Origin of the sequence: Sulfitobacter profundi (assembly GCF_042661425.1) — a bacterium.
GTDB classification, from domain to species: domain Bacteria; phylum Pseudomonadota; class Alphaproteobacteria; order Rhodobacterales; family Rhodobacteraceae; genus Sulfitobacter; species Sulfitobacter profundi.
The window spans coordinates 1997453-2013273 of record NZ_JBHSWA010000001.1; the positions used below are offsets into that span (position 1 = coordinate 1997453).

Annotated in this window: 15 protein-coding genes and 2 pseudogenes; 14 read left to right on the forward strand and 3 right to left on the reverse strand. The window is 61.6% G+C overall.

The window, feature by feature from the left end:
- The first annotated feature begins 80 nt into the window (after window positions 1-80).
- Complete coding sequence (locus ACFQAU_RS10425) at window positions 81-686, forward strand: helix-turn-helix domain-containing protein (protein ID WP_067622839.1); 606 nt, start codon at window positions 81-83, stop codon at window positions 684-686.
- A gap of 12 nt (window positions 687-698) precedes the next feature.
- On the opposite strand, the gene ACFQAU_RS10430 is transcribed toward ACFQAU_RS10425, so the two are convergent.
- A complete protein-coding gene (locus ACFQAU_RS10430) occupies window positions 699-920 on the reverse strand; it encodes a hypothetical protein (protein ID WP_132444230.1) in 222 nt (73 codons plus the stop codon).
- Window positions 921-1204: 284 nt separating this feature from the next.
- Between ACFQAU_RS10430 and ACFQAU_RS10435 the strand changes: the two genes are divergently transcribed.
- The 3 genes from ACFQAU_RS10435 to ACFQAU_RS10445 are packed head-to-tail and all read left to right on the forward strand — an operon-like array spanning window position 1205 to window position 4360.
- Entirely contained in the window at window positions 1205-2107 is a 903-nt protein-coding gene (locus tag ACFQAU_RS10435; RefSeq protein ID WP_386282118.1) for a PAS domain-containing protein, read from the forward strand.
- Window positions 2092-3720 carry a PAS domain-containing sensor histidine kinase gene (locus tag ACFQAU_RS10440; protein WP_386282120.1) on the forward strand — a complete coding sequence of 543 codons (1629 nt, stop codon included), beginning with the start codon at window positions 2092-2094 and terminating at the stop codon, window positions 3718-3720. The genes ACFQAU_RS10435 and ACFQAU_RS10440 overlap by 16 nt, the downstream gene beginning before the upstream one ends.
- Window position 3721: 1 nt before the next feature.
- A complete protein-coding gene (locus ACFQAU_RS10445; RefSeq protein WP_120351783.1) occupies window positions 3722-4360 on the forward strand; it encodes a response regulator transcription factor in 639 nt (212 codons plus the stop codon).
- 103 nt (window positions 4361-4463) lie between these two features.
- Here the strand turns inward: ACFQAU_RS10445 and ACFQAU_RS10450 are convergent, their stop codons facing one another.
- Window positions 4464-5366 carry a S1C family serine protease gene (locus ACFQAU_RS10450; RefSeq protein ID WP_386282124.1) on the reverse strand — a complete coding sequence of 301 codons (903 nt, stop codon included), beginning with the start codon at window positions 5364-5366 and terminating at the stop codon, window positions 4464-4466.
- Window positions 5367-5745: 379 nt separating this feature from the next.
- On the opposite strand from ACFQAU_RS10450, the gene ACFQAU_RS10455 reads away from it, so the two are divergent.
- From ACFQAU_RS10455 to ACFQAU_RS10480, 6 genes are all read left to right on the forward strand, one after another.
- The gene (locus ACFQAU_RS10455; protein WP_120351781.1) at window positions 5746-6417 is read left to right on the forward strand and encodes a winged helix-turn-helix domain-containing protein; all 672 of its coding nucleotides are present in this window, start codon (window positions 5746-5748) and stop codon (window positions 6415-6417) included.
- On the forward strand, window positions 6414-7763 hold the full coding sequence (locus ACFQAU_RS10460) for a HAMP domain-containing sensor histidine kinase (protein WP_120351780.1): 1350 nt from the start codon (window positions 6414-6416) through the stop codon (window positions 7761-7763). Before ACFQAU_RS10455 ends, ACFQAU_RS10460 begins: the two co-directional genes overlap by 4 nt.
- Before the next feature lie 87 nt (window positions 7764-7850).
- Window positions 7851-9299 (forward strand): cytochrome ubiquinol oxidase subunit I, encoded by a 1449-nt coding sequence (locus tag ACFQAU_RS10465; RefSeq protein WP_132444233.1) that lies wholly within the window; start codon window positions 7851-7853, stop codon window positions 9297-9299.
- 1 nt (window position 9300) lies between these two features.
- On the forward strand, window positions 9301-10308 hold the full coding sequence (gene cydB, locus ACFQAU_RS10470) for a cytochrome d ubiquinol oxidase subunit II (protein WP_067629754.1): 1008 nt from the start codon (window positions 9301-9303) through the stop codon (window positions 10306-10308).
- Complete coding sequence (locus tag ACFQAU_RS10475) at window positions 10308-10418, forward strand: DUF2474 family protein (RefSeq protein WP_082849496.1); 111 nt, start codon at window positions 10308-10310, stop codon at window positions 10416-10418. Before cydB ends, ACFQAU_RS10475 begins: the two co-directional genes overlap by 1 nt.
- Window positions 10419-10501: 83 nt before the next feature.
- Window positions 10502-11467, forward strand: coding sequence for an NADPH:quinone oxidoreductase family protein (locus tag ACFQAU_RS10480; protein ID WP_132444234.1), 966 nt, complete (start codon window positions 10502-10504; stop codon window positions 11465-11467).
- Here ACFQAU_RS10480 and ACFQAU_RS10485 read toward each other — a convergent pair.
- Window positions 11464-12443 (reverse strand): annotated as a pseudogene (locus ACFQAU_RS10485) (DMT family transporter). The gene ACFQAU_RS10480 and the pseudogene ACFQAU_RS10485 overlap by 4 nt on opposite strands.
- A 103-nt stretch (window positions 12444-12546) precedes the next feature.
- Between ACFQAU_RS10485 and ACFQAU_RS10490 the strand changes: the two are divergent.
- The 4 genes and pseudogenes from ACFQAU_RS10490 to ACFQAU_RS10505 all read left to right on the forward strand — a co-directional run bounded on the left by ACFQAU_RS10490 (window position 12547) and on the right by ACFQAU_RS10505 (window position 15676).
- Window positions 12547-13067: pseudogene (locus ACFQAU_RS10490) on the forward strand (CoxG family protein).
- Between the two features lie 63 nt (window positions 13068-13130).
- On the forward strand, window positions 13131-14060 hold the full coding sequence (locus tag ACFQAU_RS10495; RefSeq protein ID WP_132444237.1) for an ABC transporter ATP-binding protein: 930 nt from the start codon (window positions 13131-13133) through the stop codon (window positions 14058-14060).
- Complete coding sequence (locus ACFQAU_RS10500; RefSeq protein ID WP_067629772.1) at window positions 14057-14818, forward strand: ABC transporter permease; 762 nt, start codon at window positions 14057-14059, stop codon at window positions 14816-14818. Before ACFQAU_RS10495 ends, ACFQAU_RS10500 begins: the two co-directional genes overlap by 4 nt.
- A gap of 60 nt (window positions 14819-14878) precedes the next feature.
- Window positions 14879-15676, forward strand: coding sequence for a S49 family peptidase (locus ACFQAU_RS10505; RefSeq protein WP_132444238.1), 798 nt, complete (start codon window positions 14879-14881; stop codon window positions 15674-15676).
- Window positions 15677-15821: the final 145 nt, after the last annotated feature.

A 15821-nucleotide genomic window follows, 5' to 3' on the forward strand; every position in this document is an offset into this window, starting at 1 on the left:
GGGCCAGCGCCATGTTGCGCCGTCTCCCCCGTCGACTAGCTTAAGTTTTCAGCATCCGAAAAAGAAATAAACGGAGCAAGATGGTGGAAATACGTACCGATGATTGCTTCGAGACGGGGCGCTTTGCAGAGCTTGCCTTTGTGCATGCGCCCATCGGGCTGGTGGTGACCGAGAACCGCTGCATCCGCGATTGCAACAATGCCTTTGCGCAAATGTTCGGCTATGCGCGCGCCGACCTGCGCGACCAGCTTTTCGCCATTCTCTACCCCTCGGATGAAGAGTTCGTAAACATCCGCGACCGTGGCGTGGACCAGTTGCGCAAGACCAACACCTATTGGGACGAACGCATCATGGCGCGGCGCGATGGCAGCCTGTTTTGGTGCCGTGTGCGGGGCCATTCCTTCACGCCCGAACGCCCGCTCGACCGCGCGGTTTGGAGCTTTGCCGACCTCTCCGCCGAGCGGCCCTACCTGCCGCTTACCCGGCGCGAGCGCGAGATCCTGAGCCATCTGGCAGAGGGGCTGACCAGCAAGCAAATTGCGCTCAACCTCGATATTTCGCACCGGACGGTCGAAGTGTACCGCGCGAAACTGCTCAAGAAATTCGGCGTCAGCAATACCTCTGGCCTGTTTCATTCGTTGGGCGGCATCGACAGCGATCATGTGGTGTCCAACAGTTCTAAGTGACGCGCCCGGCGCTCAGCCCGCATCACTCTGCCTGTCGGGCAGTTTTGACTGCGCCGGGGGCGGGGCCGCCGCGTGGGGCTGATCCTCATCGTCGGGTTTCTCGGCAGCCTCGGCCATTGCGTCGGCCTGAGCGTAGAGGCTGCGGATCTCCATCAGATCGGCTTTGGTTGGCGCCTTGCTCTGTTTCGTCGTTCCCTCAAAGGGATGCGAGTCTGGGGTTTCACTATTTGTCACTGGCTAATCCGAATATTGAGCTTAAATCTCACGGCCAATTCCGTGGTGGGGCACAGAGTACCGAGCCCGAATTTCGACGCCAATTGGGCAAAGCCCCAGCCAAATCAGGGTTATCCCCTACAGGGGCGAACAAGGTGCTGAAATTGAGGCAGATATTTTCACGATATCATTTCAGTCGGTCGTATTTGCATCCGAAGAAATGGTTAATGACCGCCTGTCAGGGTTTCCCCCAATAGACAGAGCGGCGGAAAAAGCCGAGGTTTCAAGGGAAAGTAGAGGTGCGCATGAGCTTGGTCGCGGCGTTCACATTGATTGCGCTGTGCGGAATCGTCTTGTCCGGCGTGATGATCGCAAAGCAGGTTGGCGATGCGGTAAACCGGTTTGCCGTGGCTGGCGAGATCGCGGTTTTGTCGATGTATATCGCCGTGGTGTTGGCGTCTGCGCCGCGCGGCGGGGCCTATAGCGACCCGGTCGAACTGGTCTTTGCGGTCGCCTCGTTTGCCGTTCTGGTGGCGCAGGTTTGGCGCGTGATGCGCAACCGACGCAAGCTTCAGGGCAGCGCCAACTCCGATGAGACCCGCAGGAAACTGCCCGATTTACTGAACGATGTGCCCGTGCAGGCGGCCTTTCTGACACCGGATATGACCTATGCCTTCGTCAATGATGCCTATAGCGCCTCCTTTGGGAGATCCGCCGAGGAGATCGTGGGCAAACACCTGTCGCAGATTATCCCGCCGGACCTGCTGGAGGAGGTGTCGGACAACCTCGAAAAGGCGCTGGCCGGGCGGCAGGTCACATGGCGTTTTGATTTCTCGCGCCCGGTTCTGGCCCGCTCCCAAGGGGCGGCGATCTATCAGCCCCTGTCCGACCGGGGGCAGGTGGTGGGGGTGCTGGTGATGATAATGGACCGCTCCGCCTCGCAGGACGCGGTGCATGACGCAGAGGTCAGCGCGGCGAAACACGCGCTCGCGGCTGAGGTGGCGGGGGTGGGCTATCTGGAATGGGATCAAGAGGGCGCGCTGGTTGATGTCTCTCCCGAGGTGGAGGGGCTCTTGGGCCGCGATGCGCAGAGTCTGCGCGAGATGTGGCAGCAGGGCCAAAGCTTTGTCGAGCCGCGCAGCCGCGCCACGATCCGCAACAACCTGCATATGGCTGGCAGCCGCCCCGCGACGTGGTCGAGAATGTAAAGTTTCTGGCCGCCAACGGTCGCCAGATCGAAGCGCGCACCTGCATTCGCCGCTTGAACCGGGGGCGTCAGGTGCATCTTTTGGCCGCGATCCAAGATGTTACGGATCAGCAGAACGTCCTCACCGATCTGGTGGAAAGCGAAACCCGGTTTCGCGATTTCACCGAAAGCGCGACCGATTGGGTCTGGGAGATGGACGCCGATGGGCGGTTCACCTTCCTGTCCGGCGGGGGCCGTCAAACCGATGCGGAAACCCCGATTTTCGCTCTGGGCAAGACCCTCGCCGAGGCCGATCTGGCGCAAGACCAAGGCGATTTCGACCAGCTTCAGCAAAGATTGGCCGCCCGGGCGCCGTTCCGGGACTTGCGGTTGGTTCTGCCCCTCGGGGATGGGCGGGCGCGGCAAATCGACATGTCGGGTAAACCCTTTTTTGACAGCCACGCTCAATTGGCAGGCTATCGCGGCACCTGTTTCGACATGACCGAAATCGCCATGGCCGAGACTGAGCGCAAAAGCGCGCTGGAGGCGCTGGCGCTGGCTTTTGAGACCATCTCGACCATGGTGGCGCTTTTCGACAGCAACGACCGCTTGGTCTATTGCAACGAGGAATACCGCGCGACCTACGCCGGGATGGACGGCGACATCATCGGAAAGCACTTTGATGAGTTGCTCGCGCATTTCACGCGAACCGGCACACTGGCCACGACCGCCGAAGGCAAGGTCCGCTGGAGCGAGCAGCGGCGCGATCGGCGCAACACCCCGGCCAAGTTCTTTCGTGCGCGGTCTTCCAAGGGGCGCTGGTTGGAGGTGACGGATTACCCCGTGGCCGCAGGCGGGCTTTTGACCATCGCATCCGACATCACCGAAAAGGTCGAGCGCGAAGAGCGGTTGCACCGCCATGAAACGGCGCTGCAACTGCTCAACCGGCGCGAGACATTGGGCCAGATGACCGCTGCCATCGCCCATGAATTGAACCAGCCTTTAGCGGCTATTCACAATTTTGCCGCAGGCTGTGTGTTGCGGGCCAAGAACGACCAGCTTGAGAGAGAGGATATGATCGCCGTGCTTAATAATATGCAAAGCCAATCGGAACGGGCCAGCGCCATCCTGCGGTCCATGTCGAACTATCTGCACAGTGACGATGCCGACCGCCATGCGGTGCGCTTCGAAGATATCCTGCGCTCGGTGCAACTGTTGATCCAGCCGGAAAGCTCGGCCACCGGCGTCGCCGTGGAGATCGACGATCAATGTGGGGAGGTCGAGTTGACCTGCGCCCGGATCGAGATTGAGCAGCTTTTGATCAACCTGATCAAGAACGGCATTGATGCCTGCCGGGAAGCGGGTCGCCCTGATGCCGAAGTTTCGGTTTCTGCGCGGTGCGAGGCGGAGGAGATCGTGATCGACGTGGCCGATGCGGGCCGCGGATTTGCCCCGGACATGCCTGCGCAGACGGCCTTCAGCGCCTTCCGCTCGACCAAGGACAAGGGGCTTGGCGTGGGGCTGGCGATTTGCGAAACGATCGTTCTGTCGCATGGCGGGACAATCGCCGTGACGAAATCCGATGCAGAGGGGGCCTGCCTGAGCGTGCGTCTGCCGCTGGAGGTGCAAAAGTAAAATGTCAGAAAACGGGATCGTTTACGTCGTTGATGATGACGCCGCGGTGCGGGAGTCTCTGGTGTGGTTGCTGGGGTCTGTCGGGCTGCGCGCGATTCCATTTGCATCGGCGGCCGCGTTCCTCGACAGCTATGAGGACAGTGGCAACTGCTGCCTCGTCAGCGATGTGCGGATGCCGGGGATGAGCGGGCTGGAACTGCAAAAGGCACTGAATGCGCGGGGGATCAAAGTGCCGCTGATCTTGATGACGGCCTTCGGCGATGTCTCTACCGCCGTGACGGCGATGAAGGCAGGCGCGGTGGATTTCATCGAAAAACCCTTCAACAACCAGAACATGCTCGACCTCATCAACACCGCCCTTCAGGCCGATGCCGCGCGGCGCAAGGGCGAAGAGGCCGAGGTAGAGAATGCGCAGCTGCTGGCCCGGCTCACCCCGCAAGAGCATCGGGTTTTTGAACGGGTGGTGGCGGGGCTCTCGAACCGTGAGATCGGCAGTGAGATGGATATCTCCATCAAAACGGTTGAGGTGCACCGCGCGCGGGTGATGCGCAAGCTTGAGGCGAATTCGGTCGCGGAACTGGTGCGCTTTCATATCCACAATGCGCCGCCCGCCTCAGCCGAAGACAGCGAGCGCGCGTAAAAAGCCCCGGCAGTGCAGGACCACCGGGGCAGGCTGCCCAGCCCCGGCGAGGGTTAAGGGCTGGGGTTTCCCGGCGGCATGAGGGGCGCCGGGAAGGCATGGATCACGCCGGCTTGGGTTCCAGCGTGCCCACGGTCACGTCGAGGGTCTGCTCAGATCCTTTGCGCAGCACGACAACCTCTGCTGCCGTCTCAGGCGTGGTGGTTGCCACCGCGCGGGTCAGGTCGCGCAGATCGTCCACCTCTGTGTCGCCAAAGGACAGGATGATATCACCTTTCTTAAGGCCCGCTTTGGCGGCGGGGCTGTCCTCGGAAACCGCTTCGATCACCGCGCCGCGCGGCTCGTCATAGCCCAGCACATTGGCGACCTCGGGGGTCATCTGCCGGATTTGCACACCCAGCCAGCCACGCTCGACCAAGCCGTCATCGGCCAGATCGGCCACGATGGTCTGCACGAGGTCAGAAGGCACCGAGAAGCCGATCCCGACAGAGCCGCCACCCGGCGACAGGATCGCGGTGTTCACACCCACAACTTCGCCATCGTTGTTAAACAGCGGCCCGCCGGAGTTGCCGCGGTTGATCGCCGCGTCGGTCTGGATGAAATCATCGAACGGCCCGGCCTGAATGTCGCGCGACAGGGCCGAAATGATGCCCGAAGTCACGGTGCCGCCAAGACCAAAGGGGTTGCCCACGGCCACGACTTCATCGCCGACGCGCAGGGTCTTGGAGGTGCCGAAGTCCACCTTGGGCAGGTCCACATCCGCGGCGACCTTTAGCAGCGCGATGTCGGTCATCGCGTCGCTGCCCACGACCTCGGCGTCAAAGCTGCGGCCATCGGCGAGCTTCACGGTTACCGTCTCGGCGCCTGCGACGACGTGGTGGTTTGTCACGATTTGGCCATCTTCGGAGATGATGAAACCGGACCCCAGACCTTGGCGCGGAGTCGCTTCGGCGCCGGGTTGGTCGGGCAGCATATGTTCAAACCGGCGGCGCAGTTCTTCGGGCATGCCGGGGGCAGTTGCTGCTGGATCTGTGTGCTTTGCTGTTTGGCGGTCACTTCGATAAAGACCACGGCGGGAGAGACGGCCTCGACCAAGTCGGCATAGCCGCCAGCCGGGACGGCCAGCGCGGCTGTGGGTGCAAGCGCCAGCATCGGGGTCGCGGCGACGGCGGCGCTCAGCGCAAGGGCGGCGGCGCGGGGGCCTTGGAAAAGGTCTGGTTCATGAGATGCTCCTTGCTGTGCATTCGGTGTTTCTGGACCCCTATTTGGGGGCCGCGTTTTACAGCTTCGTCGCAGGCGCTATACAAATCTGTGAGAATGCAGGCGGCGGGATGCGCGGGCGGCAGAATTGCCTTACCTGTTGGCTGAACCTAGATGAGACCCTGATGAAACTGCTTGTTGTCGAAGACGATACCACCACCAGCACCTATATCGCGCGCGGCCTGCGCGAAGAGGGGCATGCGGTAGATGTTGTGGCCGATGGCCGCGACGGGTTGGTGCAGGCCACCACCGGGCAATATGACGTGCTGATCCTCGACCGGATGCTGCCGGAACTTGATGGGCTGACCCTGCTGAAAACCCTGCGCGGGGCAGGCAATGCCACACCGGTGTTGCTGCTCACGGCAATGGGCGCGGTCGAAGACCGGATCGACGGGCTGAACGCCGGGGCAGATGATTATCTGGTCAAACCCTTTGCCTTTGGCGAACTGTCGGCACGGGTGAACGCACTGGCGCGTCGTCCGCAGGCGTTGGAGCAGGAGACCACCCTGCGCGCCGGGGATCTGACGATGGACCTCATCAGCCGCCGGGTGACGCGGGCCGGGCAGGACATCGACTTGCTGCCGCGCGAATTTGCTTTGTTGGAGCATCTGATGCGCCGCAAAGGCCGGGTGCAGACGCGCACCATGCTGCTAGAGGCCGTCTGGGATATCTCTTTTGATCCGATGACCAATGTGGTCGAAACCCACATCAGCCGGTTGCGCGCCAAAGTGGACCGGCCCTTTCACACCGAGTTGATCCAAACCGTGCGCGGCGCGGGCTATAGGATCGACGCATGAGGGCGCGGCTGGCGGGGCTCTGGCGGTCGATGCCGCTGCGTCTGGCGCTTTTGCTGGTGCTTTTGTTCACCATCGTCAGCCTTTTAAGCCTCGCGGCAAGCTATGCGGTCACGCAGCGGTCGTTCGAGCAGGCCATCCGCGCCGATCTGGCGCAGGACATGGCAGGCTTTCGCGCCGCCCCGGGCGCCTCGGCATTGGCGCGGCTGGTCGAGGCGGAATCGCGTGAGACTGATCCCAACCGTCTGATCCTCAGCTATATCGGCCCGAATGGGCGTATCTACGGCAACGGGGCCATCGCGCGGGACAACGAGGGCTATCACATCGTCTCAATCGGCGCGGCGCGGGCGCAGTATACCGGGGTTTATCTGACCCTGACCGACACGCTTTATGGCGGGCTTTTGACCATCGCGCGCAGCCGGGCCGAGATCACGGCCCTGCGTGAGGTTTTCGTCAACATTCTGTTGGTCAGCCTTCTGCCCACGGTGCTGATTGCGCTCTCGGGCGGGCTGATCCTTGCCCGACGCTCTAAACGTCATGTTGAGGTGATCCGCGCCACGCTGGACCGGCTCACTGCGGGCGATCTGGCAGCAAGGGTCGCGCCGGGGGCACGCTGGTCGGATGACCTGCTGCGCATCGGAGAGGCGGTGAACCAGATGGCTCGGGCGCAGGAAACCTCCGTGGCGGCGTTGCGGCAGGTGTCACTGGATATCGCGCATGATCTGAAGACGCCGATACAGCGTGTCTCGGTGCATCTGGACGATCTGGATCGGGCCGAGGCCACGGGCGAGGACCGCGCCGAGCCGCTGGCCCGCGCCCGCGCCGAGTTGGACGGTATCGCTGCCATTTTCCAATCCCTGCTGCAATTGGCGCAGGTAGAGCAGGGCGACGCCCGCGCCCATTTCGCCCCCGTCGATCTGGCCGCGCTTTGCCGCACCATGATCGAGCTTTATGAGCCCGCAGCGGGGGAGCAGGGCAAACGCTTGCTCTGCGATCTGCCGGAGACATCGACCCATGTCACCGGCGACCGGGCGCTGTTGGGCCAACTGCTGGCCAATCTGATCGAGAACGCTCTGCGCCATTCCGGCGATGCCGAAGCGGTAGAGATATCGTTGAACCAGACGGCAGGACAGGTCGTGCTCACTTTAGCGGACAGCGGCCCCGGCATTCCGGCGGCGGACCGTGACAAAGTGCTGCAGCGGCTCTACCGGCTTGACCGCAGCCGGGGCACGCCGGGCCATGGGCTGGGGCTGGCGCTGGTCGATGGGGTGGCGAAACTGCATGGGGCAAGGCTGGAACTGATCGACAACGCGCCGGGGCTGCGCGTCGTGATAACCTTCGACAGTTAGCGCGCGCAAAGGACTGCGGCAATTTAGCCTGTGCCTCTCCCTCCCCCGGTCCTATATAGGTCAGGAAACAACACGCGAGGGCTTCTCATGCTCGACGGTTACACCGCCGAAATCCTAGCGCGGGTGCAGTTTGCATTCACGGTTTCGTTTCACATCATCTTCCCGGCTTTCTCGATCGGGTTGGCGAGTTTTCTGGCCGTGCTGAACGCGCTTTGGCTGTGGAAACGCGAAGAAACCTATCTGAAGCTCTTTAACTATTGGAAGAAAATCTTTGCCGTGGCCTTTGGCATGGGGGTCGTCTCGGGCATCGTCATGTCCTACCAGATCGGCACAAACTGGTCGGTGTTTTCCGACAAGGCAGGGCCGGTTGTCGGGCCGCTGATGGCCTATGAAGTCCTCTCGGCTTTCTTCCTCGAAGCCGGGTTCCTTGGCATCATGCTCTTTGGCCGCAAAAGGGTCGGCGACGGGCTGCATATGTTTGCCACAGCGCTGGTGGCACTGGGCACGCTGGCCTCGGCGACATGGATCCTGTCGGTCAACAGCTGGATGCAAACCCCTGCGGGCTTTGGCATCAACGACGTCGGTCAATTCGTGCCCGAGGACTGGTGGGCGATCGTCTTTAACCCCTCTTTCCCCTACCGGTTGGTGCATATGGTGCTGGCGGCCTATCTGACCACGGCGCTGGTCGTGGGCGCGGTCGGCGGTTTGCACTTGCTGCGCGATCACGCCGACCGGGCCGCGCGGCGGATGTTCTCGATGGCGATGTGGATGCTTCTGTTGGTCACGCCGCTACAGATTTTTGCGGGCGACATGCACGGCCTCAACACGCTGGAGCATCAGCCCGCCAAGGTCATGGCGATGGAGGGGCATTACGACAGCCATCCAGATGGCGCGCCGTTGATCCTTTTCGGCATCCCGAACCCTGAGGAAAAGCGCATTGATTACGCGGTCGAGATCCCCAAGCTGTCTTCCCTGATCCTCAAGCATGATCTGAACGCGCCGCTGCCGGGGCTGGACACAATCCCGGACGAGGATGAGCCGCCCGTGGCAATTGTTTTCTGGTCTTTCCGCATCATGATCGCACTAGGTTTTGCGATGCTGGGGCTGGGTCTTTGGGCCGCACTCGCGCGGCTGCGGGGGCGGCTCTACGACGCGCCGCTGTTGCACCGGTTGGCGCTGCTGATGGGGCCGACCGGCTTTGTGGCGGTGCTGGCGGGCTGGATCACGACCGAGGTCGGGCGGCAGCCCTTCACGGTTTACGGGCTGCTGCGAACCTCTGAAAGCCTTGCACCGATTGAGGCACCTGCCGTGGCGACCTCGCTGATCGCTTTCATCGTGGTGTACTTTTTCGTCTTTGGCGCGGGCACGTGGTATATCGTGGCGATGATGCGCAAACCGGTTGTGGATCATGTGCTGGAAGACGAACGCGACGCGGCGCAGGATGACGCCGCGCAGGATGACGGGCCGATCCTTGCTGTCGGCGAAGAGGCGGCGGTCAGAGACAAAGCGGTCAAAAACAAGCGCGGGGATAGCTGAGATGTTTGGACTGGAACTTTCGTTCATCTGGGCCGGGATCATCGCCGGTGCCGTGCTGATCTATGTCGTCCTCGACGGGTTCGATCTGGGGGTTGGGCTGCTCTTTCCGATGACCAAGGACGAGGGCGAGCGCAACGTGATGATGAACTCGGTCGCCCCCATCTGGGACGGCAACGAGACTTGGCTGGTGCTGGGCGGCGGTGGGCTTTTTGCGGTCTTTCCACTGGCCTATGCGGTTGTCATGCCAGCGCTTTACATGCCGATCATCCTGATGCTGCTGGGGCTGATCTTTCGCGGCGTGGCGTTCGAGTACCGTTGGCGCACCAAACGTTGGAAGCCCCTGTGGGACATGGCGTTTTTCGGCGGCTCGCTGGTGGCCTCCTTCTGTCAGGGCATCGCCCTTGGCGCGCTGGTGCAGGGGATCGAGATCGAAGGCCGCGCCTATGCGGGCGGCTGGTGGGATTGGCTCACGCCTTTCTCGATCCTGACCGGGGTGGCGGTGACCGTGGGCTATGCTCTGCTGGGGGCCACGTGGCTCAACATGAAGCTTGAGGGCCGCATTCAGGCCCACATGCGCCGCCTCGCCTGGCCGCTGGCGGTGGCGACTTTGGTCTTCATGGGGATGGTCAGCCTTTGGACGCCGTTCACCGATGCCGTCTATTTCGAGCGGTGGTTCGCGTGGCCCACGGCGCTGTTCAGCGGCTTGGTGCCGCTTTTGGTGGCGCTTGCGGCCTTTGGGATGCTGCGCGGCTTGCAACGCAAGGCGGACATTCAGCCGTTCCTCTGTGCGCAGGCGCTGTTCGTGTTGGGCTTCATCGGCATCGGGATCAGCTTTTACCCGCATATGGTGCCGCCAAGCCTGACCATCGCCGATGCCGCCGCCCCCGATGAAAGCCTGATGTTCGCGCTGGTCGGCACGCTGGTGCTGCTGCCGCTGATCCTCAGCTACACGGCCTATGCCTATTGGGTGTTCCGCGGCAAGATCGACCCCGAGGAGGGCTATCACTGATGGGAAAATGGCTGAAACGCAGCGGCTGGTTCGTGGCGCTTTGGCTGGCCAGCGTCGCCTTGCTGGCGGTGGTGGCCTATGGCATCCGGCTGGTGATCATGCCCGGCTGACGCAGCGGCGCGTGCCTCGGGCCTTGCCAAGTGCGGCGGCATCTGGCCTCTTCAATCCCAAAGCAGCACGAAAGGACAGCCCGATGCGCGCCATGCAAGTCACCGCCTATGACGAACCGCTCACCTTGCAAGAGCTTGAGATGCCGATGCCGGCGCAGGGCGAGGTGCTGATCCAAGTCGATACCTGCGGGCTGAACTTTGGGGACCTGCTGATCATCAAAGGCACCTATCAGGAAAAACCGCCGCTGCCATTTACCTTGGGGATGGAGATGGCGGGCACGATCACCGCTTTGGGCGCGGGGGTCGATCACCTGAAAGTCGGGCAGCGCGTGGCGGCCTATACCGGATTTGACGGGCTGGCCGAATATGCGGCCATTCCCGCCGCGGTCTGCGTGCCGATCCCCGAAGAGATGACCGCCGTGGATGCGGCAGCTTTCCTCATCGCTTACGGCACCAGCCATGTCGCGTTGGACTATAAGGCGCGGTTGCAACCGGGTGAGCGGCTGTTGGTCTTGGGTGCCTCGGGCGGCATTGGCCTGACGGCGGTGGAACTGGGCAAGCTGATGGGGGCCGAGGTGATCGCCGTGGCACGCGGCGCGGATAAACTCGCAGTCTGCAAAGAGGCCGGGGCCGACCATCTGATCAATTCCGAGACCGACGACATCCGCGCGATCGTCAAGGAATTGGGCGGCGCCGATGTGGTCTATGACCCCGTGGGCGGCGATCAGTTCAAAGCCGCCATGCGCGCCTGCAACCCCGAAGCGCGGCTGATCCCGCTAGGTTTTGCCAGCGGTGAGGTGCCGCAGATCCCGGCGAATATCCTGCTGGTCAAGAACCTGAGCGTGTTGGGCTTTTACTGGGGCGGCTATGCCAAGATTAAGCCCTCGGTGCTGACCGACAGTTTCGCTGAGCTGATCGAATGGTATGTCGCCGGCAAGCTCAAGCCCCATGTCAGCAACGTCATGCCGCTAGAGCAGGCCAACGAAGCGCTGGCCCTGCTGCGCGACCGCAAGGCAACGGGCAAGGTGGTGGTCGAGGTGGCCCGCTAGGCCCGCCGCCCGCCCTGCAAACGTGTTACGCGCAGCGCCTTTTGGCGCTCGCGCAGGTAAACGAAAAGGCCAGAGGCGAGGATCAGCGCGATCCCGACCCAGACCTCCCAGACCGGCAGGTCACCGAAGATCACAAAACCCCAGAACACCGCCAGCGGCAGGCCGATATATTCAAAGGGCGCCACCGTGGCCGCATCGCCCAGCCGGTAGGCTTGGCTCAGGCAATAGCCGATTAGCGCGATGTTGAGGCCGATGCCGAGGAAGGTGAGGTAATCCTCTCGTGCGGGCCAAATCCATGCGCGCAGCAGGAACTGGAGCGAGGCATTGCTGCCTTCATTTACGAAACGCCCATCGCCCGCGATCAGGAAAAACCCCAGCGACACGGCGACAAAAGCGGCTTGGATATAGACCATCAGGGCCGAGGCTTTGGAGTTCACGCCGAGCTTGCGGGTCATCAACTGGTTCAATGCATAGGTCAGCGCTGCCAGCACCGGCAGCAGCAGAACCCAGCGGGAAACTTCGAGCGTCGCCGTAGAAGCCCAAGGGCGCATCATAATGACCACACCAATGAACCCCACGATCACCGCGCCAAGACGCAGCGGACCGACCTTTTCGCCCAACAGCGGGATCGACAGCAGCGTGATGAACAGGGGGCGGCAAAGAACAGGGCCGTCGCTTCGGCCAACGGCAGGACAGAAAGCGCCAGAAAGAACGACATGTTCGAAATCACGATCAGCAGCCCGCGCAGCAGGTGCAGCCCCGGCTGCCGCGTCTTGAGCAGGTGAAACCCGCCCTCAAGTTTGACCAGCAACAGCCCCAACACGATCCCGATGGCCGAGCGGGTGAAAACGATCTGATGCAGTGGATAGCCGCCCGATAGGCGTTTGATCAGCATGTCATTGACCGAAATCGCGGCCACGCCGAGAAGGATCAGCCCGATCGCCAGACCGGCGCGGTTATGGGGAGTGGTTGTCATGGCAAAGACCTACCAGCCCGGCGGGAGAGGTCCAGCGCTTTGACATTGGTTTGCGCAGAATTACCCGCTAGGCTGGGCGCATCGCTTTAAGGGAGAGCCAGCCATGCAGATGTCCGACACCCGCCAGATCGCCGCCACCCCGGCCGAGGTCTATGCAGCCCTTCTGGACCCTGAGATGCTGCAAACCTGCGTGCCCGGCGCCCAAGACGTAACCGGCTCGGTCGAAGACGGCTATGACGCCACGGTGGTGCAAAAGGTCGGCCCGGTGAAGGCGACCTTTAAGGGGCATGTGAAACTCTCTGATTTGGTGCCGAACGAAGCACTGACGATCACAGGCGAGGGCAAGGGTGGCGCTGCTGGTTTCGCCAAAGGCGGCGCGGAAGTGCGGCTTGCCGAAAAAGACGGCGGCACCGAGTTGAGCTATGATGTGGAGGCCAAGGTTGGCGGCAAACTGGCGCAGCTTGGCAGCCGGATCATCGACGGTTTTGCCAAGAAAATGGCGGATCAGTTCTTCGACAATCTGCAATCCTCGCTCGAAGGCACGCCGGAAGAGGGCGCCGAGCCCGAACCCCCGGTGAGGACGCCCCCAACAAAAAGGGCTGGTTCGGCCGCGCCAAGACCTGAACGCATCTGTTCACCCAGCCCAAAGCCCGTTAGGTTGCCCGTCTTACCAGAGCGGAGACGACCATGCCGACAATCGTGGATATTCAGAACCTGCGTAAATCCTACGCGGGCGGTTTCGAGGCGCTTAAAGGGGTTAACCTACAGATCGAACAGGGCGAGATTCTCGCGCTTTTGGGCTCCAACGGGGCGGGCAAGACGACGCTGATCTCGACCATTTGCGGCATCACCACCGCGACCAGTGGCACAGTGACCGTTGGTGGCCATGACATTAAGGACGATTTCCGAGCCGCACGCTCGATGATCGGGCTGGTCCCGCAAGAGATTAACCTTGAACCGTTTGAAAAGGTGCTGAACACCGTGCGCTTCTCGCGCGGGTTGTTTGGCCGTCCGGCGGATGAGGCGGTGCTGGAGAAAATCCTGCGTCAACTCTCGCTCTGGGACAAGAAAGACAGCCAGATCCGTGAGCTTTCGGGTGGGATGAAACGCCGCGTGCTGATCGCCAAAGCACTGTCGCATGACCCAAAGGTGCTGTTTCTGGACGAGCCTACCGCGGGCGTCGACGTGGAACTGCGCAAGGACATGTGGGAGATCGTGGCGGGGCTGAAAGCCTCTGGCGTGACGATCATCCTGACCACTCATTACATCGAAGAGGCCGAAGCAATCGCTGACCGGATCGGTGTCATCGCCAAGGGCGAATTGCTGCTGGTCGAAGAGAAAGACGCGCTGATGGCGCGGATGGGCAAGAAGCAACTCGAAGTGCAGCTTACCGAGCCGATCACCGACGTGCCACTGGCGCTGCAATCGCCGGATGTGGAACTTTCGGCTGACGGGCGCTCTCTGATCTATACCTATGACACCAATGCCGAGCGAACCGGGATCACCAAGCTGCTTTCCAAAGTGGCTGAAAGCGGTCTGGTTCTGCAAGATGTGGCGACGCGGCAAAGCAGTCTTGAAGATATCTTTGTCGACCTGCTGAAGGAGGATGCGGCATGAACTGGACCGCGATCAAAGCCATCTACGCCTTTGAAATGGCGCGTTTCTTTCGCACCATCACACAAAGCATCATCTCGCCGGTGCTGTCGACGTCGCTTTACTTCGTCGTCTTCGGCGCAGCCATCGGCAGCCGTATCGAAGAGGTCGAGGGCGTGAGCTATGGCGCCTTTATCGTGCCGGGGCTGATCATGCTCAGCGTTATCACGCAGTCGATCTCCAACGCGTCTTTTGGCATCTATTTCCCGAAATTCATCGGCACGGTCTATGAGCTGCTCTCGGCCCCGATTAACTTCTTTGAGATCGTCATCGGCTATGTCGGGGCGGCCGCGACCAAGGCGCTGTTCATCGGCACGATCATATTGATCACGGCGTTTTTCTTTGTCGATATCACCATCCAGCATCCCATCGCCATGGTCGCTTTCCTGATCCTGACCTGCATCAGCTTCGCGCTTATGGGGTTCATCATCGGCATCTGGGCAGGGAATTTTGAGCAGTTGCAACTTGTGCCGCTCTTAATAGTCACGCCGCTGGTCTTCCTTGGCGGGTCTTTCTACTCGATCTCGATGCTGCCGCCGGTCTGGCAGGTGATCTCGCACTTCAACCCGGTGGTCTATCTGATCTCAGGCTTTCGTTGGGCGTTTTTCGGCTCTGCCGATGTGCCGATCCTGACCAGCCTTGCGGCAATCGCGCTGTTCACGGCGCTTTGCCTTGGCGTGATCTGGTGGATTTTCCGCACCGGCTGGCGTCTGCGGGCCTGAGGGCCGCGAAACTTCTGCGCCCGCCTTGTTTGCACCGGGTGGGCGTTCTACATGAGAAGAATGAGAATTCGGCTGCCCTTCCTAAAATCCCCGCCCAGCGTTTCCGTGATCCGGCTTGCCGGCATGATCGGCTCGCAGGGCCGTGCCGTGTTGAACGATGCCACCATAGGGCCGGTCATCGAAAAGGCCTTTGCTAAGGGCAAGCCTGCCGCTGTCGCGCTGGAGATTAACTGTCCCGGTGGGAGCCCGGTGCAATCCTCGTTGATCGGCGCGCGTATCCGGCGGCTGTCTGAGGAAAAGAACATTCCCGTCATCGCATTCGTCGAAGATGTCGCCGCGTCGGGCGGATATTGGCTGGCAGCTGCGGCGGATGAAATTTACGCCGACCCAAGCTCGGTTGTGGGCTCCATCGGGGTGATCTCTGCCTCTTTCGGGGTGCATGAATTCATCCGCGAACACGGGGTTGAGCGGCGCGTCTATACGGCAGGGCAGAGCAAATCCATGCTCGACCCCTTCCGCCCGGAAGACCCCGAAGATGTCGCGCGGCTGAAAACGCTGCTCGAAGACATTCATGAGAACTTTATCGACCACGTAAAGACCCGCCGCGCGGGCAAGCTGCCCGAGGGGCAAGACCTCTTTACCGGGGAAATCTGGCTGGCGAAACGCGCCGCCGAACTGGGCTTGATCGACGGTGTCGGCCATCTGAAACCGCTTCTGAAAGAGCGCTTTGGTGACAAGGTGAAACTGCGCCGCTACGGTGTGAAACGCGGGCTGCTGTCACGCTTTGGCGTGCAGATGGTGCAGGACGCGGTGCAGGGCATAGAGGAACGCGCGGCCTATGCGCGGTTTGGTCTCTAGCCCATGGTTTTTAAGATCGTTTTGCTCTTTCTGGTGGCCATGGGCCTGCTCGCTTGGTTTGGAAAAATGCATTGGCTGGGGGGCAAACGCCTATCCCGGACCAAATGCCGTGACTGCGGACGTTACCGCATTGGCAAAGGCGATT

Excerpts from the sequence above, each read along its gene's own strand:
- ACFQAU_RS10445 (WP_120351783.1), top strand. The coding sequence starts at position 3,722 with ATGTCAGAAAACGGGATCGTTTACGTCGTTGATGATGACGCCGCGGTG.
- ACFQAU_RS10435 (WP_386282118.1), top strand. The coding sequence starts at position 1,205 with ATGAGCTTGGTCGCGGCGTTCACATTGATTGCGCTGTGCGGAATCGTC.
- ACFQAU_RS10460 (WP_120351780.1), top strand. The coding sequence starts at position 6,414 with ATGAGGGCGCGGCTGGCGGGGCTCTGGCGGTCGATGCCGCTGCGTCTG.
- ACFQAU_RS10465 (WP_132444233.1), top strand. The coding sequence starts at position 7,851 with ATGCTCGACGGTTACACCGCCGAAATCCTAGCGCGGGTGCAGTTTGCA.
- ACFQAU_RS10425 (WP_067622839.1), top strand. The coding sequence starts at position 81 with ATGGTGGAAATACGTACCGATGATTGCTTCGAGACGGGGCGCTTTGCA.
- ACFQAU_RS10505 (WP_132444238.1), top strand. The coding sequence starts at position 14,879 with ATGAGAATTCGGCTGCCCTTCCTAAAATCCCCGCCCAGCGTTTCCGTG.
- ACFQAU_RS10455 (WP_120351781.1), top strand. The coding sequence starts at position 5,746 with ATGAAACTGCTTGTTGTCGAAGACGATACCACCACCAGCACCTATATC.
- ACFQAU_RS10500 (WP_067629772.1), top strand. The coding sequence starts at position 14,057 with ATGAACTGGACCGCGATCAAAGCCATCTACGCCTTTGAAATGGCGCGT.
- ACFQAU_RS10495 (WP_132444237.1), top strand. The coding sequence starts at position 13,131 with ATGCCGACAATCGTGGATATTCAGAACCTGCGTAAATCCTACGCGGGC.
- ACFQAU_RS10475 (WP_082849496.1), top strand. The coding sequence starts at position 10,308 with ATGGGAAAATGGCTGAAACGCAGCGGCTGGTTCGTGGCGCTTTGGCTG.
- ACFQAU_RS10480 (WP_132444234.1), top strand. The coding sequence starts at position 10,502 with ATGCGCGCCATGCAAGTCACCGCCTATGACGAACCGCTCACCTTGCAA.
- cydB (WP_067629754.1), top strand. The coding sequence starts at position 9,301 with ATGTTTGGACTGGAACTTTCGTTCATCTGGGCCGGGATCATCGCCGGT.
- ACFQAU_RS10450 (WP_386282124.1), bottom strand. The coding sequence starts at position 5,366 with ATGCCCGAAGAACTGCGCCGCCGGTTTGAACATATGCTGCCCGACCAA.